24 protein-coding genes and 1 tRNA gene are annotated in these 25620 nt (G+C 60.3%); 3 read left to right on the forward strand and 22 right to left on the reverse strand.

All coding sequences use genetic code 11. From position 1 onward, the window contains the following. Positions 1-969: a glycosyltransferase family 2 protein gene (locus ACM6I0_RS29310; protein ID WP_414923900.1), complete on the reverse strand. Its 969-nt coding sequence runs from the start codon at positions 967-969 to the stop codon at positions 1-3. Between the two features lie 276 nt (positions 970-1245). On the opposite strand from ACM6I0_RS29310, the gene ACM6I0_RS29315 reads away from it, so the two are divergent. After that, positions 1246-1437 carry a YegP family protein gene (locus tag ACM6I0_RS29315; RefSeq protein WP_090181275.1) on the forward strand — a complete coding sequence of 64 codons (192 nt, stop codon included), beginning with the start codon at positions 1246-1248 and terminating at the stop codon, positions 1435-1437. A 154-nt stretch (positions 1438-1591) separates the two neighbouring features. Here the strand turns inward: ACM6I0_RS29315 and ACM6I0_RS29320 are convergent, their stop codons facing one another. The 15 genes from ACM6I0_RS29320 to ACM6I0_RS29390 all read right to left on the reverse strand — a co-directional run bounded on the left by ACM6I0_RS29320 (position 1592) and on the right by ACM6I0_RS29390 (position 19532). Further along, a complete protein-coding gene (locus ACM6I0_RS29320; protein WP_414923901.1) occupies positions 1592-2296 on the reverse strand; it encodes an NAD(P)H-dependent oxidoreductase in 705 nt (234 codons plus the stop codon). A gap of 9 nt (positions 2297-2305) precedes the next feature. Further along, positions 2306-2536, reverse strand: a complete 231-nt coding sequence (locus ACM6I0_RS29325) for a hypothetical protein (protein ID WP_414923984.1) — start codon at positions 2534-2536, stop codon at positions 2306-2308. Next, the gene (locus tag ACM6I0_RS29330; protein WP_414923902.1) at positions 2533-3948 is read right to left on the reverse strand and encodes an aldehyde dehydrogenase family protein; all 1416 of its coding nucleotides are present in this window, start codon (positions 3946-3948) and stop codon (positions 2533-2535) included. Before ACM6I0_RS29330 ends, ACM6I0_RS29325 begins: the two co-directional genes overlap by 4 nt. After that, positions 3941-5131, reverse strand: coding sequence for a pyridoxal phosphate-dependent aminotransferase (locus tag ACM6I0_RS29335; RefSeq protein WP_414923903.1), 1191 nt, complete (start codon positions 5129-5131; stop codon positions 3941-3943). Before ACM6I0_RS29335 ends, ACM6I0_RS29330 begins: the two co-directional genes overlap by 8 nt. 27 nt (positions 5132-5158) lie before the next feature. Continuing rightward, positions 5159-6766 (reverse strand): 5-guanidino-2-oxopentanoate decarboxylase, encoded by a 1608-nt coding sequence (locus tag ACM6I0_RS29340; protein WP_414923904.1) that lies wholly within the window; start codon positions 6764-6766, stop codon positions 5159-5161. A 10-nt stretch (positions 6767-6776) separates the two neighbouring features. Further along, positions 6777-8867: an acetate--CoA ligase family protein gene (locus ACM6I0_RS29345; protein ID WP_414923980.1), complete on the reverse strand. Its 2091-nt coding sequence runs from the start codon at positions 8865-8867 to the stop codon at positions 6777-6779. A gap of 27 nt (positions 8868-8894) precedes the next feature. Next, positions 8895-10055, reverse strand: coding sequence for an acyl-CoA dehydrogenase family protein (locus tag ACM6I0_RS29350; protein WP_090181263.1), 1161 nt, complete (start codon positions 10053-10055; stop codon positions 8895-8897). Positions 10056-10097: 42 nt separating this feature from the next. Continuing rightward, a complete protein-coding gene (locus ACM6I0_RS29355) occupies positions 10098-10889 on the reverse strand; it encodes an enoyl-CoA hydratase/isomerase family protein (RefSeq protein ID WP_414923905.1) in 792 nt (263 codons plus the stop codon). A gap of 407 nt (positions 10890-11296) precedes the next feature. After that, positions 11297-12703 carry an amino acid permease gene (locus ACM6I0_RS29360; RefSeq protein ID WP_285430004.1) on the reverse strand — a complete coding sequence of 469 codons (1407 nt, stop codon included), beginning with the start codon at positions 12701-12703 and terminating at the stop codon, positions 11297-11299. Positions 12704-12889: 186 nt separating this feature from the next. Then, on the reverse strand, positions 12890-15154 hold the full coding sequence (locus tag ACM6I0_RS29365; protein ID WP_414923906.1) for an ATP-binding protein: 2265 nt from the start codon (positions 15152-15154) through the stop codon (positions 12890-12892). Further along, positions 15151-15924: a substrate-binding periplasmic protein gene (locus ACM6I0_RS29370; protein WP_414923907.1), complete on the reverse strand. Its 774-nt coding sequence runs from the start codon at positions 15922-15924 to the stop codon at positions 15151-15153. Before ACM6I0_RS29370 ends, ACM6I0_RS29365 begins: the two co-directional genes overlap by 4 nt. Positions 15925-15929: 5 nt before the next feature. Next, positions 15930-16646 carry a response regulator gene (locus ACM6I0_RS29375; protein ID WP_285430008.1) on the reverse strand — a complete coding sequence of 239 codons (717 nt, stop codon included), beginning with the start codon at positions 16644-16646 and terminating at the stop codon, positions 15930-15932. A gap of 92 nt (positions 16647-16738) precedes the next feature. Then, entirely contained in the window at positions 16739-17386 is a 648-nt protein-coding gene (locus ACM6I0_RS29380; RefSeq protein ID WP_090181253.1) for a TetR family transcriptional regulator C-terminal domain-containing protein, read from the reverse strand. 247 nt (positions 17387-17633) lie between these two features. Beyond that, complete coding sequence (locus tag ACM6I0_RS29385; RefSeq protein WP_414923908.1) at positions 17634-18413, reverse strand: class II aldolase/adducin family protein; 780 nt, start codon at positions 18411-18413, stop codon at positions 17634-17636. Positions 18414-18488: 75 nt separating this feature from the next. After that, complete coding sequence (locus ACM6I0_RS29390; protein WP_414923909.1) at positions 18489-19532, reverse strand: ABC transporter substrate-binding protein; 1044 nt, start codon at positions 19530-19532, stop codon at positions 18489-18491. A gap of 216 nt (positions 19533-19748) precedes the next feature. Between ACM6I0_RS29390 and ACM6I0_RS29395 the strand changes: the two genes are divergently transcribed. Continuing rightward, positions 19749-21710 carry an FAD-dependent oxidoreductase gene (locus ACM6I0_RS29395; protein ID WP_414923910.1) on the forward strand — a complete coding sequence of 654 codons (1962 nt, stop codon included), beginning with the start codon at positions 19749-19751 and terminating at the stop codon, positions 21708-21710. 68 nt (positions 21711-21778) lie between these two features. After that, positions 21779-22378, forward strand: a complete 600-nt coding sequence (locus ACM6I0_RS29400; protein WP_285430381.1) for a cupin domain-containing protein — start codon at positions 21779-21781, stop codon at positions 22376-22378. A gap of 90 nt (positions 22379-22468) precedes the next feature. Here ACM6I0_RS29400 and ACM6I0_RS29405 read toward each other — a convergent pair whose 3' ends face one another. The 6 genes from ACM6I0_RS29405 to ACM6I0_RS29430 form a co-directional block, all read right to left on the reverse strand. Beyond that, positions 22469-22846 (reverse strand): hypothetical protein, encoded by a 378-nt coding sequence (locus ACM6I0_RS29405; RefSeq protein ID WP_285430014.1) that lies wholly within the window; start codon positions 22844-22846, stop codon positions 22469-22471. Next, a complete protein-coding gene (locus ACM6I0_RS29410; protein ID WP_090181246.1) occupies positions 22839-23138 on the reverse strand; it encodes a hypothetical protein in 300 nt (99 codons plus the stop codon). Before ACM6I0_RS29410 ends, ACM6I0_RS29405 begins: the two co-directional genes overlap by 8 nt. A gap of 314 nt (positions 23139-23452) precedes the next feature. Then, the gene (locus tag ACM6I0_RS29415; protein WP_285430016.1) at positions 23453-23785 is read right to left on the reverse strand and encodes a hypothetical protein; all 333 of its coding nucleotides are present in this window, start codon (positions 23783-23785) and stop codon (positions 23453-23455) included. A 157-nt stretch (positions 23786-23942) separates the two neighbouring features. Then, positions 23943-24032: transfer RNA gene (locus ACM6I0_RS29420), tRNA-Ser, on the reverse strand. A gap of 83 nt (positions 24033-24115) precedes the next feature. Continuing rightward, entirely contained in the window at positions 24116-24829 is a 714-nt protein-coding gene (gene purC / locus ACM6I0_RS29425; protein ID WP_008034929.1) for a phosphoribosylaminoimidazolesuccinocarboxamide synthase, read from the reverse strand. A 28-nt stretch (positions 24830-24857) separates the two neighbouring features. Beyond that, on the reverse strand, positions 24858-25616 hold the full coding sequence (locus ACM6I0_RS29430; protein ID WP_414923911.1) for an MBL fold metallo-hydrolase: 759 nt from the start codon (positions 25614-25616) through the stop codon (positions 24858-24860). Positions 25617-25620 lie beyond the last annotated feature (4 nt).

A 25620-nucleotide genomic window follows, 5' to 3' on the forward strand; every position in this document is an offset into this window, starting at 1 on the left:
TCAGTCCTTGGGATCATAGACACGCCGCACCAGATATACCGGGCGACGTTTTGACTCGATGTAGGTTCGCCCCAGGTATTCACCCAGCACCCCGATGCCGATCAATTGCAGGCCGCCCAGAAAAGTGACGGCAACCATCAGCGAGGCATAACCCGGCAGATCAACCCCGGAGATCAGGGTGCGCAGCACAATAAAGATGGCGAACGAAAAAGAGATCAGTGAAACGAACAGCCCCAGATACGTCCAGATGCGCAGCGGCTCCGTGCTGAAACTGGTGATGCCCTCGAGGGCGAAATTCCACAAGCGCCAACCGTTGAACTTGGTCGTCCCGGCCACACGTTCCGGTCGCTCATAGTCCACGTAAGTGCTGCGAAACCCGACCCAGGCGAACAGGCCTTTCATGAATCGCCGCGACTCCGGCAACGTTTGCAAGGCATCGACCACGCAACGGTCCATCAGCCGGAAATCACCGACGTTTTCCGGCAGGTGTTGTTCGGCAATTCTGTTGTGCAGACGGTAAAACCAGTTGGCCGAGGTTTGCTTGGCCCAGGAGTCGGTCTTGCGACTCACACGGTGGCCCAGCACCACTTCATAGCCTTCGCGCCAACGGGCGATCATTTCAAGGATGACTTCGGGCGGGTCCTGCAAATCGGCATCGATCGGCACCACGGCCTGGCCAGTCGCCGTCTGCAAACCGGCGGTCAAGGCCGCTTCCTTGCCGAAATTGCGACTCAGGTCGACGATACGAATGCGCGAGTCGCTCTTCTGTCGCTCCAGCAACACCTCCAGCGTTGTGTCAGTGCTGCCGTCATTGACGAACACGATCTCCAGCGCGATCAGCGCCTGATCCTTGAAGACGTCAGTGATCCGCGCGATGAATACATCAAGCGTCGCGGCTTCATTGAAGACCGGGATGACAAGCGAAAGCGCCAAAGGCCCGGTCAGTTGCGGTCCGTGCTGATGAGTCAATTGATTGCTCTTTTTTATAGTGATTTTTCTACAATCCGGGGTCGACGGCAGATGTTCGACACCGAGAGCCGAATCGTATTAAGCAGGACCGGGAGTGGTGATGCAAGGGCGAAACTGCGGGGGTTCTGGCCATTCATTCGTGGCCGGTTACGCCGTAGGAAAAGCCTTCAAACTATTGGAAACACATGCTTGATGGCCAAAAAATCCTGCTCCGCTAGGCTTGCTTCGATGCGCCACACAGGTTGTCGCAATAACTCATCGCAGGGAGCGAGCAGTATGTATTTCGAGATTTATAGACAATCCAAAGGCACCCCGAGCACCGGAAAAGGCCAATGGCGCTGGCGCCTGAGGGCCGGGAATCACGAGACGATCGCCAGTGGCGAATCGTATGTGAACAAGGCGGATTGCCTGCACGTCATCGGGTTGATCAAGGGGGTTGAGTGTGAAACGCCGGTGAAAGAAATCTAAGGTTGAATTCACTGGCCCTATCGCGGGCAAGCCCACTCCCACAGGGATCTACTGGGGCCACACAATCGTGTGTTCATCCAAGATTCCTGTGGGAGCGGGCTTGCCCGCGATAGGGCCCGAAAAAACACCATCAAACTATGGCCAAAAGCCTCCTTCAACGGGGCAACGGATACAACGCTTCATCAAACTGCGCCAACCGCGGAAACTGCATCGGCTGGTCATCACTCAAGTGCTCAAGACGCTCCTGATACCCCACCAGGAAATCCTTGCGCGCTTCGTCGCTGATGTACGGCACATGCCACGCCACGAACGGTTCCAGCACATCAAAACCGACATACGCCAGCGTGCCGCGCAGAATCGGGCGCAGCATGTCTTCCAGCGGACCATGAATCGCGCCGTCACCGAACATATGCTCGCGTCCGCCCAGGGTCACCGACACCAGCGCCTTCTTGCCGCTCAATCCGCCCTGATCGTAAAAACGTTTACCGCCGTAGCAGACACCGGATACCAGCACCCGATCAATCCAGCCCTTGAGCATGGCCGGTGCAGAGAACCAGAAAATCGGAAAATTGAGGATCAACAGGTCCGCCCATAACAGTTTGTCGAGCTCCTGCTGGATGTCCGGCGCCAGTGACTGGCTCTTCACCCCCAGACGTTGCTCCAGCGCATACACCAGGTACTCCGGGTTTTCCCGCGACGAAAAATCATCGGCGCTGGCCACCGGGTTCCAGTTCATCGCATACAGGTCGCTGACCTGTACCTCATGCCCCTGAGCTTCCAGGGTCGTGACAGCCTGGTCACGCAAGGCGGCAGTAAAGGATTTCGGCTCCGGGTGAGCGTGGACAATCAGTACTTTCATGACAATTCCTTAAACGTTTACAAGTGTGGAGTTTGAAGAAGGTAACGCGCGCGATGCCAGTAACCGGTCGAGCCAGTCCGGGTCCATCTGCGGTTCGGATGAAAACAACAGCCCGGTGTAATCCTGATGCGGTGGCGTGAAAATGGCGCTGCGCGGTGAGTAATGAATGACCGGTTTGAAACCACGTAAAACACCGGGCCAAGGCCCGGTGCGCAGATCGTTTGAATCGTCAACGGTCACACCTGGATCGCCTTCACTTCAACAAACTCGTTGAGCCCTTCTTCGCCCCATTCACGGCCATTGCCCGATTGTTTGTAGCCACCGAACGGCGCCTGATAATTGAACGCCGCACCGTTGAGGAAGCACTGCCCGGCGCGCAGCCGGCGCCCCAACTGCAAGGCACGCTCAGGGCTGCCGGCCCACACGCCGCTGGACAAACCGAACGGTGAATCGTTGGCGATCTGGATTGCCTGCGCTTCATCGGCATAAGGAATCAGGCACAGCACCGGGCCGAAGATTTCTTCCTGAGCGATGCGCATACGGTTGTCGACGTCGGCGAACAACGTCGGGCTGACGTAGTAACCGCGTTCGTATTCGTCAGCGATGTCGCCGCCACACACCAGGCGTGCGCCTTCCTGTTGACCGACCTGAATGTAGTCGCGCACGGTGCGCCGTTGTGCTGCCGAACACATCGGCCCGAGAAAACTTTGCGGGTCCAGCGGATCGCCCATGCGCAGGCTTCGGGTTTCGGCGATGGCCAGTTCCACGGCCTCGACGTAACGACTGGCGGGCAACAACATGCGGGTCAGCGCGGTGCAGGTTTGGCCTGAGTTGATCATCACGTCCTGCACGCCGTAGCGCACGGCGGCGGCCAGGTCGGCGTCCTCGGCGATCAACAACGGTGACTTGCCGCCCAGCTCCAGGCACACGCGCTTGACCGAAGGCGCCGCCGCTTGCGCCACGCGAACCCCGGCACCGGTGGAGCCGGTAAACGACACCATGTCCACGTCCGGGTGTTTGGCCAGCGCTTCGCCGACCTTCGAACCAGGTCCACTGACCAGATTGAAAACGCCGGCCGGCAAGCCGATTGCCTCGATCATCTGTGCCAGCAAAAAGGCGTGCAGCGGAGTTTCCTGGCTCGGCTTGACCACCACGGTGCAGCCGGCGGCCAGCGCCGGGGCGAGCTTGCCGATCAGTTGATGCAGCGGGTAGTTCCACGGATTGATGAACGCGCAAACGCCGACCGCTTCGCGAATGATCAGCGAGTTGCCGACTTCGCGCACTTCGTCCATCAGGCCTGCCAGTTCGACGTACTGCTCAAGTCCGAGGATCGGCCCGTCGACTTGCACCGAACGGCACCATTGCACCGGCATTCCCAGTTCAGCGGTGATGACTGCGGCCATCTCGTCGGCCCGCACGCGCAACTGCTCGGCAAGTGCGCGGATGTAGCCGGCGCGCACACTTGATGGCGTGCGCGACCAAGGACCGAAAGCACGGCGTGCGGCGGCCACCGCGTTGTCGACATCGCGCTCATCGCCCAAGGGCACCGAACCGGTCACTTCTTCAGTGGCCGGGTTGATCACCTCGGCGATGCCCTGCCCCGACGGGGTTTGCCAGCGGCCATCGATAAACAGCATCTTGTGGTTATGCATAGACCTGGGCCTCCAGCAATTCAGTGGCGCAACGGGTGATGCGCTGGCAAGCGTCACGTAACGGCTCCTCACCCAACACCAGGCCCAGACGGATGTGCCCGGCGGCGCTCGGACCGAACGCTTCACCGGCCAACACGGACACGCCGTGACGGTCGAGCAAGCGGTCGGCAAACGCTTGGGCGCTGAGACCGGTGTCGCGGATATCGACCATCACGAACATCCCGCCATCGGGTTTCAACGCGCGCACACCGGGGCAATCGGCCAGGGATTCGCACACCAGATCACGGCGCTGGCGATAGGCTTCGCGCATCGCCTCAAGCTCCGGCAGATTGCTTTCGAGCGCGACCACCGCGGCGTCCTGAACAAAGTCCGGCAAACCGTAAAGCATGCACAGCGCGAGATTTTCCAGGTGCGCGGCCAAGGATGGCGGCGCAATCGACCAGCCGATTCGCCAACCGGTCATGGCGTGGGATTTCGACAGGCTGTTAAGCGTCGCGGTGCGCTCGGCCATGCCCGGCAAACTCGCCGGGCTGACGTGTTCGCCGTCGAACAGCAACTCGCTGTAGACCTCATCGGAAATCAGCCACAGGTCGTGGGCGATGCACAACTTCGACAACGCGAGCCAGGTGTCGCGCGACAAACTGGCGCCCGAAGGATTGTGTGGACTGTTCAGCGCCAGCGCCCGAGTGCGCGACGTGATGCGCGCGGCGACGTCTTCGGGCAGCACCCGGAAGCCGTTCTCGGAGCGTACCGGCACCGGAACCACCAACGCGCCGCACGCACCGAACACCGCTTCATAGGTCACGTACATCGGCTCGGCGACGAGCACTTCATCGCCTGGATTGAGCACGCATTGGGCGACGCAGAACAACGCACATTGCGCGCCGGCCAGCACCGTGACCTGATCCGCCGAGACCTGCTGGCCGCTGCGTTGGCCGTAATGCCGGGCGATGCTTTCACGCAACGCACGCTTGCCACGCACGTCGGCGTAGTGGGTGTTGCCCGCCAACAAGCTGTCGATGGCGGCCTGCACAATCGGCACTGGCGTGTCGAAATCCGGGTCGCCGACCGACAACAGCAAAATGTCTTCACCCTGTTCCTGCAACGCCAGGGCGCGGTAATGGATGTCCCACGCGGCGGCACCATCACCGGCGATACGTTGAGTCAGATCGGAAAAGCGCATGGCGATACCTCAGCCGGAAATTGAAAGTCAGTGCGCGCACGCATGCTTGAGTTCGATCAGGGTCACGCCGTTGCGCTTGAAGCCGTGGCGCAAGTCGGTTTGCAACTCGGCCAGGCTTTGCGGCTGGCTCACGGTGCAACCGAAGGCGCGACCGAGGGCAGCGAAATCCGGGTTGCGCGGCAGCACGCCAATCGGCTCGATATCGAGGCCAAGCATGTCGTCGCGGATCTGCCCGAGCGCGTCGTTGTTCCACAGCAACACCACCAGCGGGCTGTCCAGCTCTTCGACGGCGGTGGCCAGTTCCTGCGCGGTGTAAAGGAAACCGCCATCGCCCACCAGCACCAGCCCCGGCCGTTGCGGCGCGCCGAACTTAGCGCCGATGCCGGCCGGCAAGCCATAACCCAACGTGCCGTAGCCGGTCGGGTGCAACCAGCTGCGAGGCGCCAGGCTGTTGAAGGCGTAGTTGCCGGTGTAGGCCAGTTGAGTCATGTCAGTGCTGATGAACGCGTTGTCCGGCAGTTCGGCGGCAATTCGTTCGAGAATCGCCTGATGGATCGACTGCAACGGGCCGTGACTGTTTTTCACCGCTTCACGCAGTTTGGCGACGGACGCGGTCGCTGCGCTGGCGTCACGAGCTGAGAAAGACAACCGCTCCAGCAGACCGGCCAGGGTTTGCTGTGCATCGCCGTGCAACGCCACTGCGCAGGGATAGAAGTCGTTGAACTTGCGCGGATCAATGTCGACGCGCAGCAGCTGTGCAGTCAGCGGCAGGCGCTCGGTCCAGAAATCGGTGTCGGCCATTTCAGTGCCCACGGCCAGCACCACATCGGCCTCTGCGATCAATTGCCAGCCGGGTTCCACGCACAGAGTCGAACCGGCGTTCAGCGGTGCGTCAGGCGCCAACAGGCCTTTGCCGGCGACGCTGGTGAACAGCGGCGCGGCGAGTCGGGTGCTGATTTCTTGCAAGGCGTGTTGCGCATTCAACGCACCGCCACCGGCAATGATCATCGGCCGTTTAGCGTTTTGCAGTTTGCTCGCGGCTTCATCCAGCGCGGCACTTGAGGCGGCGCCACGGCTTGGGCGACGCACCACGTCGTTGCTCCAGTCGCGACTGACTTTCGCCGACAGCACGTCGAGCGGCACCGAGATGTGCACCGGACGCGGACGCTCGCTGTCGAACACCGCGTAGGCGCGGGCGATCAATTCAGGCAAGTCGTCTGTGCTCAGCGCGACCGCCGAGAACGCCGTGATCGGCGCGGTCATGGCGCGCTGATCCTGGGTTTCGTGCAGGCAACCCCAGCCCTTGCCGAGGCTGGCCGTGTGGTTGACGCTGGAAATCACCAGCATCGGAATCGAGTCGGCATACGCCTGGCCGATACCGGTCGCGGCATTGGTCACACCGGGGCCGGTGATGATGAAGCACACGCCCGGTTTGCCACTGACGCGCGCATAGCCGTCGGCCATGAAACTCGCGCCTTGCTCGTGACGGGTCAGCACGTGGCGGATGCCGCTGCCAGGCAGGCCGCGATACAGTTCCAGCGTGTGCACGCCGGGAATACCGAACACGGTGTCGACGCCGTAGTTGGCCAACAGACGCACCAGGGCCTGGCCGCCGGTCAATGTTGTGGTTTGCATGTTCACTTCCTCACTCGTGGCCGAGGCGAATCAACGCATCGACCGCAGTCGTGCCATGGGCACCGACCAACAATGGGTTCACATCGAGTTCAAGCAATTGCCCGGCGTTCTCGCAGGCGTAATCGGCCACCGCACGGATCGCCGCGACCAGCGCGTCCGGGTCCGCACTTTCGCGACCGCGAAAACCTTGCAGCAACGCCGCACTGCGCAGGCTCGACACGGCATTGCGAATGGCACCGTCGGTGGTCGGCAACAGCAGGCTGCGACTGTCCTTGAGCAACTCCACCAGAATCCCACCGGCACCAATCACCAGCGCCAGGCCGAAGTCGTTTTCGCGCTTGATGCCGACGATCAATTCAGCCAAGGGCGGTGTCGCCATCGGCTCCAGCAGGACCTGATCGAACGGCACCTGTGGTGCGTACGCGGCAATGCTGGCGCGCATTTTTGTCAGCGCCGCGCTCAGGGCCGCTTCATCTTTGAGATTCAACGCCACGGCGCCGGCTTCGGTTTTGTGCGGCAGTTGCGCACTCACCGCTTTGAGCACCAACGGATAACCCAGGGCCTTGGCATCGGCCAGCGCCTTTTCCGGGGTGCTCAACACGCCGTTGGGCGTCGGCAGGCCAAAGGCGCGCAAGGCTGTTTTCGAATCCCACTCGTTGAGCAAACGACCTTCACCGACCAACGCTTGCGGACAAAGCGGCACCAGCGCCGATTCACCGAGCGCCAGCAACGCCTGGCGATTGCGTTGATAGCCAGCGATCCGGCCCCACGCGGCCAAGCCGTCTTCGACACCTTGCAGCGCCGCCACGCCTTGGGCATGCAAGCGTTCGCGAGCGTGGGCCGGCAGCAGTTCCGGGAACGCCGAGGTGACAAAACCGGTCTTGCCGTGCCGGACCAGGGCGGCGCAGTAAAGCTCCAGCAGCAGGTCGCATTCCTTGCGTTCGCCGGTGTATTCCGACGGGTAATCGAGCACCAGCATCGCCGCATCCGCTTCGGTGCGCAGGGCGCTGTCGAGCATACGGTTCAGGGCCTCGCCGTCACCCCAGATCGCGGTGGTGAAATCCAGCGGATTGACCAGATTGGCGTAGCTCGGCAGCACCTGCGCGAGTTCTTCACGCTGACCTTCGTCGAGTTTGGGCAAGCTCAGTTCGTTGCGTTCGGCGTAGTCAGCAATCAGCCCGGCGTCACCGCCGGAACAGGCCAGCGCGATCAGGCTGTTGCCCGACGGTAGCTTGCCGCACGCTGCCGCTTTCAGGGTTTCGACAAAGCTCACCGGGCCGCTGACGCGGATCACGCCGAGACGCGCAAACAGACTGTCGTACAGAGCGTCCGAACCCGACAGCGAGCTGGTGTGACTGAGCGCCAACTCGGCACCAATCTGCGACACGCCGGTTTTCAGGGCGATGATCGGGATGCCCTTTTCCAGCGCTTTGTGCGCGGCGCGCGCGAAACCCGGAACATTCTTCAAACCTTCGAGGTGCAAGCCGATGGCCGTGACGCGAGGCTCATCAAGCAACACGTCCATCAATTCGGCGATGCCCAGTTGCGCCTGGTTGCCGACCGACGCCATGTAGGCCACCGGCAGCGAGCGGTCACTCATCGACAGGTTGTAGGCAAAGTTGCCGCTCTGGGTCAGCACCGCGACGCCCTTCTCCACCGCTTTGCCGCCATGGGCCACCGGCCACAACGCGGCGCTGTGCAGGTAGTCGAGCAAGCCGTAGCAGTTGGGGCCGAGCAGCGCCATGCTGCCGGCGGCATTGAGCAACTGCTGCTGCAACGCCAGGCCTTCGGCGCCGGTTTCAGCGAAGCCTGAGGCGTAGCAAATGGTGCCGCCCGCGCCCTTCGCGGCCAGTTCGGCGACGCAGGTCAGGGTCAGCTCGCGGTTGGTCGCGATGAACACCGCGTCCGGACCACACGGCAACTCGGCGATGCTGCGCACACACGGCACACCTTCAAGGTTGTCGTGTTGCGGATTGACCAGCCACATCTGCCCAAGGTATCCACCTTCGGCGCAGCGCTTGAGCGCCCGGGCCATGCTGCGGCCACCGACAAACGCCAGGTTGCGTGGCGCGAGCAGGCGTTTGAGGTTGTCACGAATCATCTGCGACATGGGAAATCTCCAGACCGGTCAGCGCAACAGCGGCCGCAGCAATTCACGGGAAATGATGTGGCGCTGGATCTCCGACGTGCCTTCCCAGACCCGCTCGATCCGCGCGTTGCGCCAGATGCGTTCCACGGGACATTCATCCATCAGGCCCATGCCGCCAAAGATCTGCACCGCCTCATCGGCGACCTTGCCGAGCACTTCACTGGCGAACAGCTTGGCCATGCCAGCCTCGCCATCGGTCATGCTGCCCTGGTCCATTTTCCAGGCGGTGTGCAGGGTCAGCAGTTCAGCGGCGCGAATCTGCGTGACCATGTCGGCGAGCTTGAACGAGATGCCCTGATAGGTGCCGATCGGTTGGCCGAATTGCTTGCGATCCGCCGCCCATTGCAGCGACACGTCGAGCGCACGTTGCGCCTGGCCGACACAATTGGCGGCGACCATTACGCGCCCGGCAGTGAGCCAGGCGTTGGCCACGTCCCAGCCCTTGCCGACCTCGCCCAACACTTTGTTGGCCGGCACGCGGCAGTCATCGAAGAACATCTCAAAGGTGTGGTAACCACGGTTGCTCACGCACTTGGGACCACGGCGAATGGTCATGCCTGGCGTGTCGCGGTCGACCAGGAACGAGGTCACGGCGTTGCGCTGTTTGCCGTTGTGCTCGTAGGTGTCGGTGACGGCGAAAACGATGGCGAAATCGGCGTGCCCGGCGTGGCTGATGAAGTGCTTGCTGCCATTCAGAACGAAGTCATCGCCGTCGCGCACGGCGCGGGTCTTGATCGCGTTGGCATCGGAACCGGCGCCCGGCTCGGTCAGCGCGAAGCAATCGATTTTCTCGCCCTGGATGCACGGCAACAGATAGTCCTTGATCTGATCGCCGGTGCAGGCCATGAGGATTTTCGACGGCCGCGCGACGAACACATGCAGCGCCCATGAAACCTTCGACAGCTCACGCTCGATCAGCGCCTGGGACACATAATCCAGACCACCACCGCCCACTTCTTCCGGCATGTTGAACGCATAGAAACCGGCGGCGATGGCCTTGCCGCGAATCTGCGCTGCCAGCTCCGGGGAAACTTCGTCGGCGCGGTCGACCGCTTCCTCATGCGGCAGCAGTTCCTTGGCGACAAAGCTGCGTACCGCGTCCACCAACATTTCTTGTTCTTGGGTCAGTTGGAAATTCATGGGGCTACCTGTTGTTCGTTCACGGGTTGGGGAGCGGCGGGCTTATTTGCCGGCAAACTTCGCCGGGCGTTTTTCGATGGAGGCGCGTAAGGCTTCCGCACCGTCTTCGCTGCGACCGCAGAGCAGACCGGCGGCGAGCTCGGCTTGCAGTTGCTCCGGCAGGCTGCGCTGGGCGCCTTCGCGCATGAGTTTTTTGGTCTGGGCGAAGGCGAATGTCGGGCCGCTGGCCAGGCGCGAGGCCAGTTCAGTCGTCACTTCGAGCAGTTGTTCATCGGCACAGACTTCGCCAACGAGGCCGGCCGCCAAGGCGCGGTCGGCGCCCCACAACTCGTCGAGAAACAGCAGGCGTTTGGCTTGTTCGGTGCCGATCAGGCGTGGCAGGTGCCAACTGGCTCCGGCGTCCGGCGAGTAGGCCATGCTGGTGTAGCCGGCCTTGAATCGCGCCGATTGCGCGGCGATGCGCAGGTCACAGCAGAGTGTCAGGTCCATGCCGGCGCCGACGGCGGTGCCGTTGATGGCGGCGATGGTGGGTTTTTCCAGGCTGTACAAACGGCTCATCAGCGCGTGGGCGGTTTCGGTCCAGCCATAGGTTTCGAGGGCGCCACGGGCTTCGGCTTCGGCCCATTCGGCGAGGTCGGCGCCGGCGCAGAAGCTGCGGCCGCTGCCGGTGAGTACGACGACTCGAACGGCGGGATCGGTGTTGAACTGGTCGAGCAAGGCGTGCAGGTTTTTCAGGGTCGGGATGTCCAGCGCGTTGCGCTGGGCGGTGCGATTGAGGGTGATCCAGGCCACGCCGGCTTCGACCTGGCTGAGCAGAGAAGAGTGAGTAGTCATGCGAATCCTCGAATTATTGTGTTTGGCATGAGGTGATGCGACTTGAGGCCATACTAAACGAGTGTTCAGCAAGGCGGCAATCTGTGACCGATTTGGCTGTAACAGCTTGAAATTCACTTTAAGTTATTGGTTTTAAACGGTTTATTTTTTATGAGGGGCGTTGTAGGGATGGGGCTGTTACAACTTTGAACAACTGGGGACAAGGGATTGGGATTGGGGGGCATATCCGTTTCTGCGGTAGCGGCGGTTTGAGCAAGACTCAAGCCTGGTGTCGACAGCGGAACGCAGAGCGTCCCCGGCGGCATTCCCACGCAGAGCGTGGGAACGATCACGAAAGTGCTTGGTTACTTGGTGCTCTTCCAAGTGACCCGCTCCGTTAGCCCCTCAACGGATATACACACAACCAATCAAACAGCACTCGGCGCCAAAACCACCGAACGCTTGCGATGAATCAGGAAATACGCCCCATAACACAGCGCAATAAACCCAAACCCCCAATACAACGAAGGTCGCTGCGTCTCATCCAGCGCCAAAAACACAAACAACGAACAGCACAGCGCAATGCACGTCAGGGGCAACAGCGGAAACCACGGCGCACGGTATTTCAGATCACTGAGTTTGCCGCCATCACGCAGATAAGCCTTGCGGAATTTGTACTGCGCCAGCGCAATCACAATCCAGGTCACCGTGCCCGACATCCCGCTCACCGCCATCAACACCATGAACAGCGTGTCTGCCGCAACAAAACTGGTCATCAACGACACCAACGCAAAACACAACGTGATGCTCAGCGCCCGCAGCGGCACCCCACGCTTGCTCAGCGGAGACAGGCTTTTGGGCGCCATACCCGTCTTCGACATAGCCCACAAAATCCGCGTAGAGGCATACAGGCCCGAATTACCGACGGAAAGAATCGCGGTGAGAATCACAAAGTTCATCAGGTCCGCGGCATAGGGAATGCCGACCATGTCGAACACCTGTACGAACGGACTTTCCATCAACCCGGCCTGCTGCCACGGCACAATCGCCGACAGCACCACAATCGCCAGCACATAGAAAATCAACACGCGAAACACCACGTTGCGCACCGCGCGCGGGATGCTTTTTTCCGGCTGATCGGTTTCGCCAGCGGCCACGCCCATGATCTCGCACCCCTGAAAGGCATAGACCACGGTCATCATCACCGCGAACACCGCCGACAGGCCGTTGGGGAACAGTGAGTCGCCGATCAGGTTGGTCATCATCGGCGCCGGTGCGCCACTGGTCAGCGGGATCGCGCCAAAAATCACCAGCACACCGACCACGATGAAACCGAGAATCGCCGCGACCTTGATCCCGGAGAACCAGTATTCCGCCTCACCGAAAGCACGCGTCGCCAACGCATTCAGGCCGAACAGCACCACCACGAACAACGCCGACCAGTACCAGATCGGCACCGCCGGAAACCAGCGCACCATCAGCATGCCCGCTGCCGTGAACTCCAGCCCTACGGTGGTCGCCCAACTCATCCAGTACACCCAGCCGATCATGAAACCGGTGGCAGGCCCGATGAATTTGGTGGCGTGGGTTTGGAACGAACCGGAGACCGGCATCTGCACGGACAATTCGCCCAGGCACACCATCACCAGGTACATCAGGAAACCGGCGACCAGGTAGGCCAGAATCGCCCCCACCGGTCCGCCCTGGTTGATCGTCACGCCGGAGCCCATGAACAACCCGGTGCCGATCACGCCGCCCAGCGACAACATGAAAATGTGCCGGCTCTTGAGGGCGCGGGTCAGTTGGATGCCTTTACGTTCGGTGGATTCGCTCATGTCCGCACCCCGTCAGCAAGGTGCGCGAGGCGCGAGAAAGGATCAGCTTTACGGCAGTTCATTATTATTATCTCCAATAAGCTTCGAAGACCGCGCGGTGGCGGTTGCCTCGATTATTGGAAGACCATGTAAGGTCCGGTTGACCGTAAAGATCGAAGTTGTAAAAAGTCGTAACGAACTTGTACGTCAGGTGTGCAGCAGCTCGGCCAGCGTCTGTTGCGAACGTTGCAAATGCGCCTGAACCTGCGCCGCCAATGCGCGCACTGCCGACTCATCGTTGACCCGCGCCGCCTCTTCCAGCGCACGCAGGACATTGGCCAATGCCCGAAAACCCAATGAGTCGCTGCTGCCGGCCAGGCGATGGGCAAGGTGAGCGACTTCGGTGCAATCGTCGGCCTCGATCGCTTCCTTGAGTGCATCGCGATGCTGCGTGATCGCGTCGCGCAACACTGCCAGCAAGCCCTGAAGTTTTTGTTCGCCGAGCAAGGTGCGATGCGTGTCCAGCAACGGCCAGTCCATCGCCTCATCCGCCCTTTGCGGCGCAGGCAAAAGCGCTTGTCCGGCCAAGGCCTGGCGCAGATTGTCGAGCTTCAGGGGTTTGGCGAGGATGCCATCCATCCCGGCATCCAGATAGCTGCGTACCAATGCCGGCTGCACGCTGGCGGTCAGGGCGAAAATGCGGCCGTGACGATTCGGCCCCTCGGTGTTGCGGATCAGTTTGCACAACTCGACACCGCTGATGCCCGGCAGATGCACATCGAGCAAAATCAAATCGAAGGTCTGCGCGGCGCAGTGGATCAGCGCCTGTTCGCCCTCCTCTGCAAGCCAGACCCGATGCCCGTCCCCTTGTAACAAACCGCTGACCACTTCACGGTTCAACGCCACGTCCTCGACCACCAGAACATTCAGCGCACGACCCGGTTCGCGGTGGATCGCCACGTCGGCCAAACCGGCGATACCCGGATGCAGCGTCACTTCGAACCAGAAACAACTGCCCTGCCCGACTTCACTTTCAACACCGATCTGCCCGCCCAGTTGCTCCACCAGATGCTTGCTGATGGCTAACCCGAGACCGGTTCCGCCAAAGCGTTGCGCCACCTCGTCGCTGGCCTGGGTGAAGCGCTCGAAAATCTTTTCCTGCACCGCCTGGGCAATGCCGATGCCGTTGTCCGTCACGCTCAATCGCAGCCGTTGCCCGGCCTGCCCGGGAGCGGGCGTCAGCAACGCCACATCGACGCGAACCTCGCCGCCCTCGGTGAATTTGATCGCGTTAGCCAGCAAGTTGCTCAGCACCTGACGCAGGAATTGCTCGGCACCGTGATGCCTGACAGCAACCTGCGGATCAACTCGGCAGTGCAGCGTCGTGTCATTGCTCAGCGCGCGCGGCTCAAGCAGGGTCAGCACTTCGTCGAGCAAATGCCTGAGCGAGAAATCCACCGGTTCCGGGTGACTGACGCCCTCTTCCAGTCGAGCGAAATACAGCACTTCATTGAGAATCGACAACAACCCTTCGCCGGCCTTGTACAGCGCATCCAGACGTTTGCCATCGCGCTCATCCAGATTCGCGCCGCGCAGCAATTGGGCCATGCCGAGAATGCCGTTGAGCGGTGTGCGCAATTCGTGGCTCATGGTCGCCAGGAAACGCGACTTGGCGAGGTTGGCCGCCTCGGCTTCGTCCTTGGCGCGCATCAGGCTGGCGGTGCGACGTTCGACCATTCGCAGCAATTCATCGCGGTTGTTCTGCAAGGCCAGTCGATCGGTTTCCCGTCGTTCAATGTCACTGAGAATCGCCCGGCGCATGTCGTCCAGGGCATGAGCCACGGTGTCGATTTCGTCTTCGTTCGCGCTGCGCCGCTTGTCCAGATGCAAGGGCTCGTGCCAATCACCGGCAGCGATGCGCCGGGCAAATTCGGCCATGACTTGCAGGTGCCGGGTGACCAAGCGGTAAAACAGCCCCGACAACGCCACCGCCAAACCGCACAGAAACACGCTCATCCACAGCAGGCTGGTCAATCCGGTGGCGTACAAACGCTGATGCACGGCGCCCAGATCGGTGCTGACCTCCAATTGCCCCAGATGCCGCAAAGGCCCGGACGGCGGTTTATAGTCCAGCTCGAAACGCTCGATGCGCAGTGGCCCGACCGGGTCGGCGTTGCCTTGCAGCAGATCGAAATCGGGGCTGATCAGGTGCACCCGCGCCACGTCGGAGAAGTCCACCAGACCGCGCAACTGCACGTTCAATTGTTCCTGGTTCAAGTCCCAGAGACTGCGCTCCAGGCTGGCCAGATAACCGGCGCGGATCAGCTCCATGCGCGAGTCGATGTCGCGCATCTCGCGCCGGTATTCGAAGTACAACTGCACGGTGCTCGCCAGCACGGTGAAGCACAGGCTGAACAACAGAATGAACAGCAGCAGACGCCGCAACAGTCCGCCAGGCCGGGCGCGGATCATTTGGAATTGGCCGGCAGGTTGATCATGTCGCGGTAGGTGACTTCGCTTTCGTTGAGCAAGCGCTCGACCTCCCCGCTGCTGACCATGCGCTGCAATTGCACGTCGATCTCCGGCATGCGGCTGGCCAGCGGGGATTTGCGCGAAACCGCAACCCGCAGGTAATCGACGCTCAAGGCATTGGGCAACGCGACAATGTCTTGCGCGCCCGGCAGGTTTTCGACGTACAACTGACCGGTGCGCCGTTCCGAGGTGATGAAATCGATGCGCCCGCGAATCAGTTTGCCGAAGTTCTGGCGGCTGTCGGAGACCCATTCGATGTTCTGTTGCTGGGCAACCAAACGGTCGAATTCGACGCCGTAGCTTTCGCCGAACAACAGCCCGCCCCGGTAATTGGCCAGGTCTTGCAGACGATCAAATTTCACCGGGTGCTGACGGTTGATGAACAGCGCGACTTCTTCGCGCAGCACAGGCACCGTCGAAAAAATCATGCTCTGTTCCCGTTGCGCGGTGCTGTAGGCCAGGGCCACATCGACCCGGCCTTCGGCGACATCGAGCAGGCAACGTTTCCAGTTGCCCAGCACGACGATTTCGACGTCATAGCCCAGACGGCCGAAGAGGTTTTTCACCACGCTTGGGGCCAGGCCGCGCACTTGTTTGCCGTCGCTCCAGGAGATCGGCGGATACACCGGATAGTCGCAGTAGCGAATGTTCTCGGCGGCCATCGCGCTGTTGGCGATCAGCGCCAGCAGCAGCGCAAACACCTGCCACATCAGACTCAGGCCGCCACGCTGGCGGTGAACAGATACCCGGCGCCGTGGATGGTGATGATCAGTTGCGGCTCGGCCGGGTCGTCGTGCAGTTTGCGCCGCAAGCGCCCGACCAGCACGTCGATGGAGCGATCGTTGGGCACCCATTCGCGATTACGGATCTGGTCCATCAACTGATCGCGGCTCAAGGTGTGCCCGCTGTTGCGCAGGAACACGCTGAGCAATTGATACTCGCCGTGGGTCAACAGGGTTTCGCTGCCGGTGGGGTCGATGAGCCGCCGGCGGTCGGTGTCCAGCGCCCAATCAGCGAATTGTTTGACGGGCTTGGCAACAGCCGCGACCGGTTGCGGCGTCTGCGCGTGGCGAACCCGGCGGATCAGGTTTTTCGCCCGGGACACCAGTTCGCGAGGGTTGAGCGGTTTGATCACGTAGTCATCGGCGCCGCATTCAAGGCCGACGATACGATCAATTTCATCGTTGCGCCCGGTGATCAGAATGATCCCGACCTCGGAACGCACTCGCAGCTCCCGGGTCAGGGTCAGGCCGTCCTTGCCGGGCAGGCGGATATCGAGCATCACCAGATCGACGGTCTGGCTCGCCAGGAAGGTGTCGGCCAATTCGGCCGTGGCGGCGCAATGCACTTCGTAACCTTCCTGGGACAGGTAGGCGTGCAGCAGTTCGCGAATCAGCGGATCGTCATCGACGATCAGTACCCGAGGAATCATCGCTAGGTGTCCCGCAAATGCCCGAAGGCGTGTTTCTTATTAGAGTGTTTTGTTGCCGTGGCGCCAGAGAGTATCGACAGCTGAACGAGCGATCAACAGCCCGTCGTCTGGACGCAAAACCGTTGGCGACCACCGGCCTGCAATCCGTCGACCCAGGCTTCGCAAATCTGAATGCCTTGCTCCGGGGTGAAGGTGCCGGGGTTGAGGCCCGATTCCAGCCACAAGCCGTCGAGCAACGCACTGAGGCTGATGGCGGCCAGATCGGCGTCGAAGTTCTCCCAGCCCTCTTCCTGTGCCAACTCGGTCAGCACCTTGCGCAAGATCCCACGGTACTCGCCGTAGGAATGTTCGTGCGCGAGGTTGATCGACTCGGCCGTGCGCACCGCGCCCCAGAATGCCAGCCAGGCATCGATCAGTTGCGGGTCGAGCAACTCGGCCGAAAACGAACCGCGAAAGAACGCTGACAATCGTTCGCGGGCCGTCGGCGCGGCCTTCTCCATCGCGTCGCGCAACAGGCTCATGACCCGCCCCGTAATCGCTCGGTAGGCCTCGGCGACCAGTTCATCCTTGCCGGAATAGTGGTGGCTGATCAACCCGACCGAAACCCCGGCCTCGGCGGAAATCTTGCGGATAGAAGCGCCCTGAAAACCATGACGCTTGAGGCACACCAGCGTCGCTTCGATCAGGTTGGCCTTGCGCAACTCCGGCTCCATGCGGGAAAAACGGGCTTCCTGACTCATGCGCGATACTCTCAGTGGATCAATCGTTAGGGACACGGCGGTAAAGCCTGCGGGCTGAACGACTGTACAGCAAGAGCGTGGCAAGTCTCCAGCAGTTGCATACCTCATGGGACCGAGTTGCCGCCATCGCGAGCAGGCTCGCTCCCACAATTAATCCGGGGGCACTTGGTATTCGCGCCAGCCGCAAAACCCTGTGGGAGCGAGCCTGCTCGCGATGGCGCCAGCCCCACAAATGCAGGGCCACGGGTCAATCCCGATAACCCGGCGCCACCCGATCCAGCAATCGCAACAACGCGGCCCAAACCAATTGCATGGCGTCCGGGTCGCTCAACTCGCCTTCGTCCAGCGGACGGCCGGGGTCGTTGAACTGACGCTCGGTGTGTTCGCACACCTCGGCGGGCGGCAATACCAACTCACCGGCGGCTTGCGCGGCGAGCTGGATTTCGCAGGCTTTCTCCAGGTAATACATGCGCAAAAACGCCTGGTTCACAGTCTCTCCGACAGTCAGCAAACCGTGGTTGCGCAGCATCAGCACCGATTTGTCGCCAAGGTCTTGCACCAGACGTTGCTGCTCGCTCATGTCCAGCGCCACACCTTCATAGTCGTGGTAAGCGACCCGTCCGTAGAACTCCATGGAAATCTGGTTCACCGGCAGCAATCCGCATTTCAACGCGGCGACGGCACAACCGGATTTGGTGTGGGTGTGCAGCACGCACTGCGCATCTTCACGCGCAGCGTGAATGGCGCTGTGAATCACAAACCCTGCCGGATTCACCGGGTACGGCGACGATTCGACGGCCCGGCCATCAAGACCGATCTTCACCAGATTGGACGCAGTGATTTCATCGAACATCAGCCCATATGGATTGATCAGGAAATGATGGTCAGGCCCCGGCAGGCGCACCGAGATATGGGTGAAGATCAGATCAGTCATGCGAAAGTGCGCGATCAATCGGTAACAGGCGGCCAGCTCCTCTCGCAGCTTTTGTTCCGTGGCGCTGCGCAAAGGGGTAGCGATCTCGTTCATTGTTTTGGTTCTCCAGGCTGATCGACCGCGCAAGGCCGTAAGGCTGGACGCTTTCAAACGTCCAGCCGTTTGCGACTACTTGCTGGCCCAGGCGTTGAAGCGTTCTTCAAGTTCTTCGCCGTGATCGACCCAGAACGCCACGTCCATCGACAGCGCACCCTTGAGGTTTTGCGGCGCAGTGGGCACCCATTGCGCCAGCTTGGCGTCCAGTCGGGCGGCGGCTTCGGTATTGGTCGGGCCATAAGGGATCTGCTCGACATACTTGACCTGGGCGTCCGGCTGATTGGCGAAGGCAATGAAGCGCTTGGCCTGATCGACGTGTTTGGAGCCCTTGATGATTGCCCAATAATCCATGCCATACAGGCTGCCCGGCCACACCAGCCCGAGGTGGCTGCCATTTTGCGCGGCAGCCGCCACGCGTCCGCTGTAAGTGGAGGTCATCACCACATCCCCGGCCGTCAGCCATTGCGCCGGTTGCGCGCCAGCTTCCCACCACTGGATGTAGGGTTTGAGTTCGGTGAGTTTGGCGAAGGCGCGGTCGACACCCTGCGGCGTGCTCAACACTGAATACACGTCCTCGACCTTCACGCCGTCGGCCAGCAAGGCGAATTCCAGGTTGTACACCGCGCGTTTACGCAGCCCGCGTTTACCGGGGATTTTCTGCACATCCCAGAAGTCGGCCCATGAGGTCGGAGCTTGCGCCAGTTTCTGCGTGTCATAGGCAATCGCCACGCTCCACACCAGCGCCGCCGAACCGCACGTCTGCGCCGCCTCGGGAATCAACTGCTCGGCGCGCCCCAGGGTTTTCCAGTCAAGTTTTTCGTACATGCCTTCGTCGCAACCGCGCATCAGGTCCGGGCCTTCGATCTGCACCACGTCCCAATCGGCGTTGCCGGTGTCGACCATCACTTTGATCCGGGCCATCTCACCGTTGTATTCGCTCTGGATCAGCTTGCTGTGATCTGCCGCGCTGAACGGCTGGAAAAACGCCACATCCTGGGCTTTCTGGCCGGCACCGCCATAACCCACCACCACCATGTCCGGTGCTGCCTGAGCGCTGCCAAGGCCCATGGCCAGGGACAGCATCAAGAAACCGTGCTTGAGCGTGTTCGATTTCATCAGTGGTTCCTCTTGCAGGTGCCATACGACTGAACGCCGACGTGGCCCTTTTTATTGTTGTGAGGTTCGCCCCAGATGCGGGCGCCAAATGAATCTACTGCGAGCCACAGTAAAAAAACAAGTTGATTTTTTACTGAAGGTAAATTTCTATAGGCAAATAATAACAACGCCGAAAACCCGGCCTTTCGGCTTCAGCCTGCCTGGAGTACCCGCACCATGCCGACCTCGTCCCCTGCTTTTGCGCACCTGTTCGAACCCTTGCAGCTACGTGGCAAACGGCTGAAAAACCGCATCATGTCCAGCGGTCACGACACCTCGATGCCCACCGACAACCTGGTCAACGAGCAACTGATCGCCTACCACACTGCGCGTGCCGAAGGCGGCGTCGGGCTGATCGTGCTGCAAGTGGCCGGTGTGCATGACAGCGCGCGGTACACCTCGCATGTGCTGATGGCCACTGACGACGCCTGCATCGAGGGCTATCGCAAAATCGCCGAAAGTTGCCATGCGCATGGCACGGTTGTGCTGTCGCAAATCTTCCATCCGGGGCGTGAGATCATGGAGTCCAGTGATGGCCTGCTGGCCGTCGCTTACTCGCCTTCGGCGGTGCCCAACGAACGCTTTCGAGTGATGCCGCGTGCGCTCGATCAAGCAATGATCGATGAGATCGTCGCCGGTTACGGTGCGGCGGCTCGACGCTTGTATCAGGCCGGGATCGACGGCGTGGAAGTGGTCGCCAGTCACGGTTACCTGCCGGCGCAATTCATCAACCCACGGGTCAACCGTCGCACCGATGGCTACAACGGCGAGCTGGAGCAACGTCTGCGTTTCCTGCGTGAAGTGATCGCGGCGGTGCGCGCCAACACTGATGACCAGTTCATCATCGGCCTGCGTATTTCCGCCGATGAACGCGACCCTGAAGGCCTGACCGAGGACGAATCACTGTCCGCCGTGCAATCGCTGCAAACGACGCTTGATTACGTGCACATCGTCGCCGGGACCTCGGCTTCGTTGGGCGGCGCCGTACACATCGTGCCGCCGATGGCGATCGAAGCGGCGTATCTGGCCAAGGAAGCTGGGACCTTCAAGGCCAGTCTGTCGATTCCGCTGTTCGTCACCGGGCGCATCAACCAACCGCAGGAAGCCGAACTGATTCTGGCGCGCGGTCAGGCCGATGTTTGTGGTATGACCCGTGCCCTGATCTGCGACCCGCAAATGCCCAACAAAACCGATACCGGCCACGTCGAAGATGTGCGCGCCTGTATCGCCTGCAATCAGGCGTGCATCGGCCACTTTCACAAAGGCCTGCCAATCTCCTGCATCCAGCATCCGGAGACCGGACGCGAACTGATCTTTGGCCAGCGGCAACTGACGAAACAACGCAAACGCATCATGGTCGCTGGCGGTGGCCCGGCCGGGATGAAAGCTGCCGCTGTCGCTGCTCAGCGCGGACATGACGTCACGCTCTACGAAGCCGGCTCTCAACTCGGTGGCCAGGTATTGCTCGCGCAGTTGTTACCTCGACGTGCTGAATTCGGTGGTGCCAGCACCAACCTGCAACGGGAAATGGAACTGGCCGGCGTGCGTATCGTGCGCAACACCCGAGTGGACCGGGCGCTGGTCGAACGCGAACGGCCGGACATGGTGATCGTCGCCACCGGTGCCGAACCGTATTGGCCAGCGTTCGAGCGCGGCGGTGAATTGCAGGTGGTGGACGCCTGGCAAGTATTGCGCGATGAAGTGCAGATCGGCCGTTCGGTGGTGGTGGTCGACTGGCGCTGTGACTGGATCGGACCCGGCATCGCTGAACGTCTGGTCCGCGCCGGGCACCAGGTACAACTGGCCGTCAACGGTACCCATTGTGGGGAAAACCTGCCGCTGTACGTGCGCGACCAACTAGCTGGTGAACTGCACAAACTCGGCATCCCGATCACGCCTTACGCGCGCCTGTATGGCTGCGACGACAACACCGTTTACCTGCAGCACACTGCCAGCGGTGAACCGATGCTCTTCGAAAACATCGACACACTCGTGCTCTGCCAAGGCCATCAACCGGTCGATACGCTGGGCGCCGAGCTACAAGGCCTGGTGGAGTTCCGGCGCATCGGCGACTGCCTCGCCCCGCGCACCGCCGAAGAAGCCATCTACGAAGGTTTGAAAGTCGCCTGGGAGCTTTGAGGCTGTTTTATACTCCGGGGCTTTTACAGATCCCCGGTTTGGAGCACGCCATGAGCAACAGCAGCAAGATGCCGCCTGCCAGCAGCGCGCCCACCCAGGACAGCGCAGCGGCAGAACCGCATTTCCTCGGCACACGGATTCGTGGGTTGCGTAAACGTCGGGGCATGACCCTGGCCGAACTGGCGCAGATGAGTGAGTTGACGGCGGGCTATATCAGTCAGCTGGAACGGAACCTGGCTTATCCCTCTATTCCGGCGCTGTTCAACATCGCTCGTAGTTTGGGCGTGACCATTCAGTGGTTCTTCGCCAGTGAGGGCAATACCGCGCCTGAGGACAACGGGGTGGTGGTGCGCAAAAACACGCGAATGAGCGTGCATTACGAAGACGGGATTGTGGATCAGCTGCTGACACCACAGCCGAATCGGCAGCTGGAGATGCTGCACTCGAGGTTTCCGCCGGGGACTTACAGTCAGCAGAGTTATAGCCATGAAGGTGAAGAAGCTGGATATTTGCTGTCGGGCAGTTTTGAGTTGTGGGTGGGAGAGCGCTATTTTCAGTTGAGTGAAGGCGACAGTTTCAGCTTTTCCAGCCAGGAGCCGCATCGGTATGGGAATCCCGGAGAGGTGGACGCAGTGGTCATTTGGGTGATCACGCCGCCTTCGTTCTGAGGGGCAATCGACCTCTAGAGCCAAAGAATTCAGGTGCCAGCAAACTGCACAAAAAAACCGGCATTTCACCGGTTTTCTTTTCGCGTTCGTTTACAACCACCCAAACCCTTTTCCCATCATGGCTGCCAAGCCCAATGCAGTGGTGATCAACGCGCTGAACAGTAAGCGAAAATCCGTACGGGCCTCTTTACGGTGCTCACGAAAATCCGTACGAGCTTCTTTGCGGTGTTCACAAAAATCCGTTTGAGATTCTTTACGGTGCTCACGAAACTCCACGCGAAGGTCGCCGAGGTCCCGCCGCACGTATTCGATATGTGTCTCAAGTTGGGATACACGCGGTTCCATCGGGTTTTCTCCTGGAGGACCTGGTGGTCTTCTTCCATTATCGTCACTGCCGTTTTTTTTGCTGCCAGGGAAACGATCGGGGTAATGCTCATCAAGGTTTACCAGCACAAAAGGCTCACTCATCGCTGACCTCCAGCACACTGGTTTTACACTCGTCCTGGACGATGATATTTGCCAGAGCATTGAGCGAATGCAGACGTATAAACCCACAATGCTTGCAGTTAAGCATCACCGCCGGCGTACCAAAACGTAAATACTCCTGGCCACGCGCCCAAGGCAATCCGACACCTGTTGCACCGGCCTGGAGTGGCAATTCCCACTCATCGTGCTCACAGAATGGGCACCCGGTATTTTTTATTCGCGCCTTGAAAATATTGGCTAACCGCCCTGTATCCAGATGAATATCCCTAGGCATTGGCTAACCTCGCGACATCCCCGGGCTGATCGCCATTCTGAAAATTTTCTTCACCGCCGTTGTACATCGCCACCTCTTCCTTGAGGGAATAAATCTTCGATTAAACGAACAACCATCAGATGGTGTGCCACGTTCGGTTATTTGCGTGACCTCGACGTCTATATCCGGGCCTTCGCTACAAATCGAATATACCCTCGATCAATCTCGGACGTATCTGCGTACGAAGTAAGAAGATTCGCACCGTTGCGTAAGCCCGGAATTCTCTCTGTAGGATCCGTCCACAACGTTTTTTTCTGAGGCTGAAAAACGTCGATTCACAGATTTTTCTGATGAGCCGGGTCGTCAGATTGCAGAGCCAGTGGGCCTTGCGGCGAAAGCCCTTCATCGCTCTCAGGTGTTGCAGGAGGTGGAGGAGTGCTGGGGAGGAAAAAGCCTACAAGCCCCAAGAGCACGATTTCAATCAGTGAAAGAACGCCAAAGGTGATGAAGCCAAAAATCAGCCCGGCAACCACAATGCTCAAAGGATGAATTTGCGCTGCGTCGGGGCTATCCAGCATGTAGAGAAAAGCCTGAATAGCGACGGCGACACAGGCCGCAACGGCTGCCATCAGCTTGATAATCAACCAAAGCCGTCGCCATCTGTTCATGGTCTGCCCCGCCATCCGGTGAATTAGCTCTTTATGCATGATAGCTAATGAGGGGGATCTGCCTGCTCTGCCCTGACCGCTCGTCGAGATGAATAACCAAACCACCAGAAACGAAAAAGCCCCGTAACTTTTCAGTTACGGGGCTTTTTCTATGTAATGGCGGAGAGATAGGGATTCGAACCCTAGGTACCGGTGAAGGTACAACGGATTTCGAATCCGTCCCATTCGGCCACTCTGGCATCTCTCCAACGGCGCGCATCATAACAACACTTTTGCCGGAAGCGAACCCCCTAAGCGAAATTTTTCCGTGCTATCAGATGCTTGCGTCGATTAAAGCGGTACGCCGAGACGATTGGCGACTTCTTCGTAGGCTTCGATGACATCACCGAGGCCCTGACGGAAGCGGTCCTTGTCCATTTTCTTGCCGGTAGCCTTGTCCCACAGACGGCAGCCGTCCGGGCTGAATTCGTCGCCCAGGACGATGGAGCCGTCGGAGAACACGCCGAATTCCAGTTTGAAGTCGACCAGCAGCAGGCCGGCGTCGTCGAACAGTTTGCTCAGGACTTCGTTGACCTTGAGCGACAGTTCTTTCATGCGAACCAGTTGCTCGGCGGTGCCCCAACCGAAGGCCACGACATGGGATTCGTTGATGAACGGGTCGCCCTTGGCGTCGTCCTTCAGGAACAGTTCGAAGGTGTAAGGGTTGAGCTTCATGCCTTCTTCGACGCCTAGACGCTTGACCAGGCTGCCAGCGGCATAGTTACGCACGACGCACTCGACCGGGATCATGTCGAGTTTTTTCACCAGGCATTCGTTGTCGCCCAACAGTTTGTCGAACTGGGTCGGCACGCCGGCCGCTTCGAGTTTCTGCATGATGAAGGCGTTGAACTTGTTGTTCACCATGCCTTTGCGGTCGAGCTGCTCGATGCGCTTGCCGTCGAACGCCGAGGTGTCGTTGCGAAACAGCAGGATCAAGCGGTCAGCGTCGTCGGTCTTGAAAACCGATTTGGCTTTGCCGCGGTAGAGTTCTTCACGTTTTTCCATGATGGGCTCCGCTTGCTAAGTAGGTGGGCTAGGCGATGTGTCGCCAGTCGAGCCCTGAATCTTGATCGGCCAGTTGCAGCCAGTCCGGGTCGCACCCGAGGGTGTCGACAAAACATTGCCGGGCCAGCTGCGGCAGGTTGTTCTTGCTGCTCAGATGGGCCAGGACCAGATGTTGCAGGCCTTGCCAGCCCAACTCGGCCACCAGGAATGCCGCCTGATGGTTGTTCAAATGTCCCAGTTCACCGCCTACCCGCTGCTTCAAAAAGTACGGGTAGTGACCACGAGCGAGCATGTCACGGCAATGATTGGACTCGATCATCAACGCATCGAGGTCCCGATAGCCGTCCAGCACCTTGTTGCAATACGAGCCCAGATCGGTCAGCAGGCCGAAGCGCCGCTCACCATCGCTGAAGACGTACTGCGTCGGCTCCTGGGCATCGTGGGCCACGGCTATGACCCCGATACTCAGTGCTCCGATCTGCAGTTGCTCGCCGCCAGCCAAAAGGCCAGCCGGTTCGATCGGTTTGCGCATCCCGCGCAGGGTCCCGCGACTGAGGTAGACAGGCAGATTGTAGCGCCGAGACAGCAAACCCACGCCATGCACGTGGTCGGCATGTTCGTGGGTCACGAGTATCGCGCTCAGCTGAGCCGGGTTCACACCCAGTCGCAGCAGGCGTTTTTCGGTTTCCCGCAGGGAGAAACCACAATCGACCAGTACATAGGTATCAGCGCTGGCTATCAGCGTGCCGTTCCCTTGGCTACCGCTGCCGAGAACGGCAAAACGCATGTGA

This window comes from Pseudomonas sp. IT-P294 (assembly GCF_949767865.1).
GTDB lineage: Bacteria > Pseudomonadota > Gammaproteobacteria > Pseudomonadales > Pseudomonadaceae > Aquipseudomonas.

Bases quoted from the DNA above. Each gene is read 5' to 3' on its own strand.
- ACM6I0_RS29315 (WP_090181275.1), top strand. From the start codon at position 1,246: ATGTATTTCGAGATTTATAGACAATCCAAAGGCACCCCGAGCACCGGA.
- ACM6I0_RS29320 (WP_414923901.1), bottom strand. From the start codon at position 2,296: ATGAAAGTACTGATTGTCCACGCTCACCCGGAGCCGAAATCCTTTACT.
- ACM6I0_RS29330 (WP_414923902.1), bottom strand. From the start codon at position 3,948: ATGCATAACCACAAGATGCTGTTTATCGATGGCCGCTGGCAAACCCCG.
- ACM6I0_RS29335 (WP_414923903.1), bottom strand. From the start codon at position 5,131: ATGCGCTTTTCCGATCTGACTCAACGTATCGCCGGTGATGGTGCCGCC.
- ACM6I0_RS29340 (WP_414923904.1), bottom strand. From the start codon at position 6,766: ATGCAAACCACAACATTGACCGGCGGCCAGGCCCTGGTGCGTCTGTTG.
- ACM6I0_RS29345 (WP_414923980.1), bottom strand. From the start codon at position 8,867: ATGATTCGTGACAACCTCAAACGCCTGCTCGCGCCACGCAACCTGGCG.
- ACM6I0_RS29350 (WP_090181263.1), bottom strand. From the start codon at position 10,055: ATGAATTTCCAACTGACCCAAGAACAAGAAATGTTGGTGGACGCGGTA.
- ACM6I0_RS29355 (WP_414923905.1), bottom strand. From the start codon at position 10,889: ATGACTACTCACTCTTCTCTGCTCAGCCAGGTCGAAGCCGGCGTGGCC.
- ACM6I0_RS29360 (WP_285430004.1), bottom strand. From the start codon at position 12,703: ATGAGCGAATCCACCGAACGTAAAGGCATCCAACTGACCCGCGCCCTC.
- ACM6I0_RS29365 (WP_414923906.1), bottom strand. From the start codon at position 15,154: ATGATCCGCGCCCGGCCTGGCGGACTGTTGCGGCGTCTGCTGCTGTTC.
- ACM6I0_RS29370 (WP_414923907.1), bottom strand. From the start codon at position 15,924: ATGTGGCAGGTGTTTGCGCTGCTGCTGGCGCTGATCGCCAACAGCGCG.
- ACM6I0_RS29375 (WP_285430008.1), bottom strand. From the start codon at position 16,646: ATGATTCCTCGGGTACTGATCGTCGATGACGATCCGCTGATTCGCGAA.
- ACM6I0_RS29380 (WP_090181253.1), bottom strand. From the start codon at position 17,386: ATGAGTCAGGAAGCCCGTTTTTCCCGCATGGAGCCGGAGTTGCGCAAG.
- ACM6I0_RS29385 (WP_414923908.1), bottom strand. From the start codon at position 18,413: ATGAACGAGATCGCTACCCCTTTGCGCAGCGCCACGGAACAAAAGCTG.
- ACM6I0_RS29390 (WP_414923909.1), bottom strand. From the start codon at position 19,532: ATGAAATCGAACACGCTCAAGCACGGTTTCTTGATGCTGTCCCTGGCC.
- ACM6I0_RS29395 (WP_414923910.1), top strand. From the start codon at position 19,749: ATGCCGACCTCGTCCCCTGCTTTTGCGCACCTGTTCGAACCCTTGCAG.
- ACM6I0_RS29400 (WP_285430381.1), top strand. From the start codon at position 21,779: ATGCCGCCTGCCAGCAGCGCGCCCACCCAGGACAGCGCAGCGGCAGAA.
- ACM6I0_RS29405 (WP_285430014.1), bottom strand. From the start codon at position 22,846: ATGAGTGAGCCTTTTGTGCTGGTAAACCTTGATGAGCATTACCCCGAT.
- ACM6I0_RS29410 (WP_090181246.1), bottom strand. From the start codon at position 23,138: ATGCCTAGGGATATTCATCTGGATACAGGGCGGTTAGCCAATATTTTC.
- ACM6I0_RS29415 (WP_285430016.1), bottom strand. From the start codon at position 23,785: ATGAACAGATGGCGACGGCTTTGGTTGATTATCAAGCTGATGGCAGCC.
- purC (WP_008034929.1), bottom strand. From the start codon at position 24,829: ATGGAAAAACGTGAAGAACTCTACCGCGGCAAAGCCAAATCGGTTTTC.
- ACM6I0_RS29430 (WP_414923911.1), bottom strand. From the start codon at position 25,616: ATGCGTTTTGCCGTTCTCGGCAGCGGTAGCCAAGGGAACGGCACGCTG.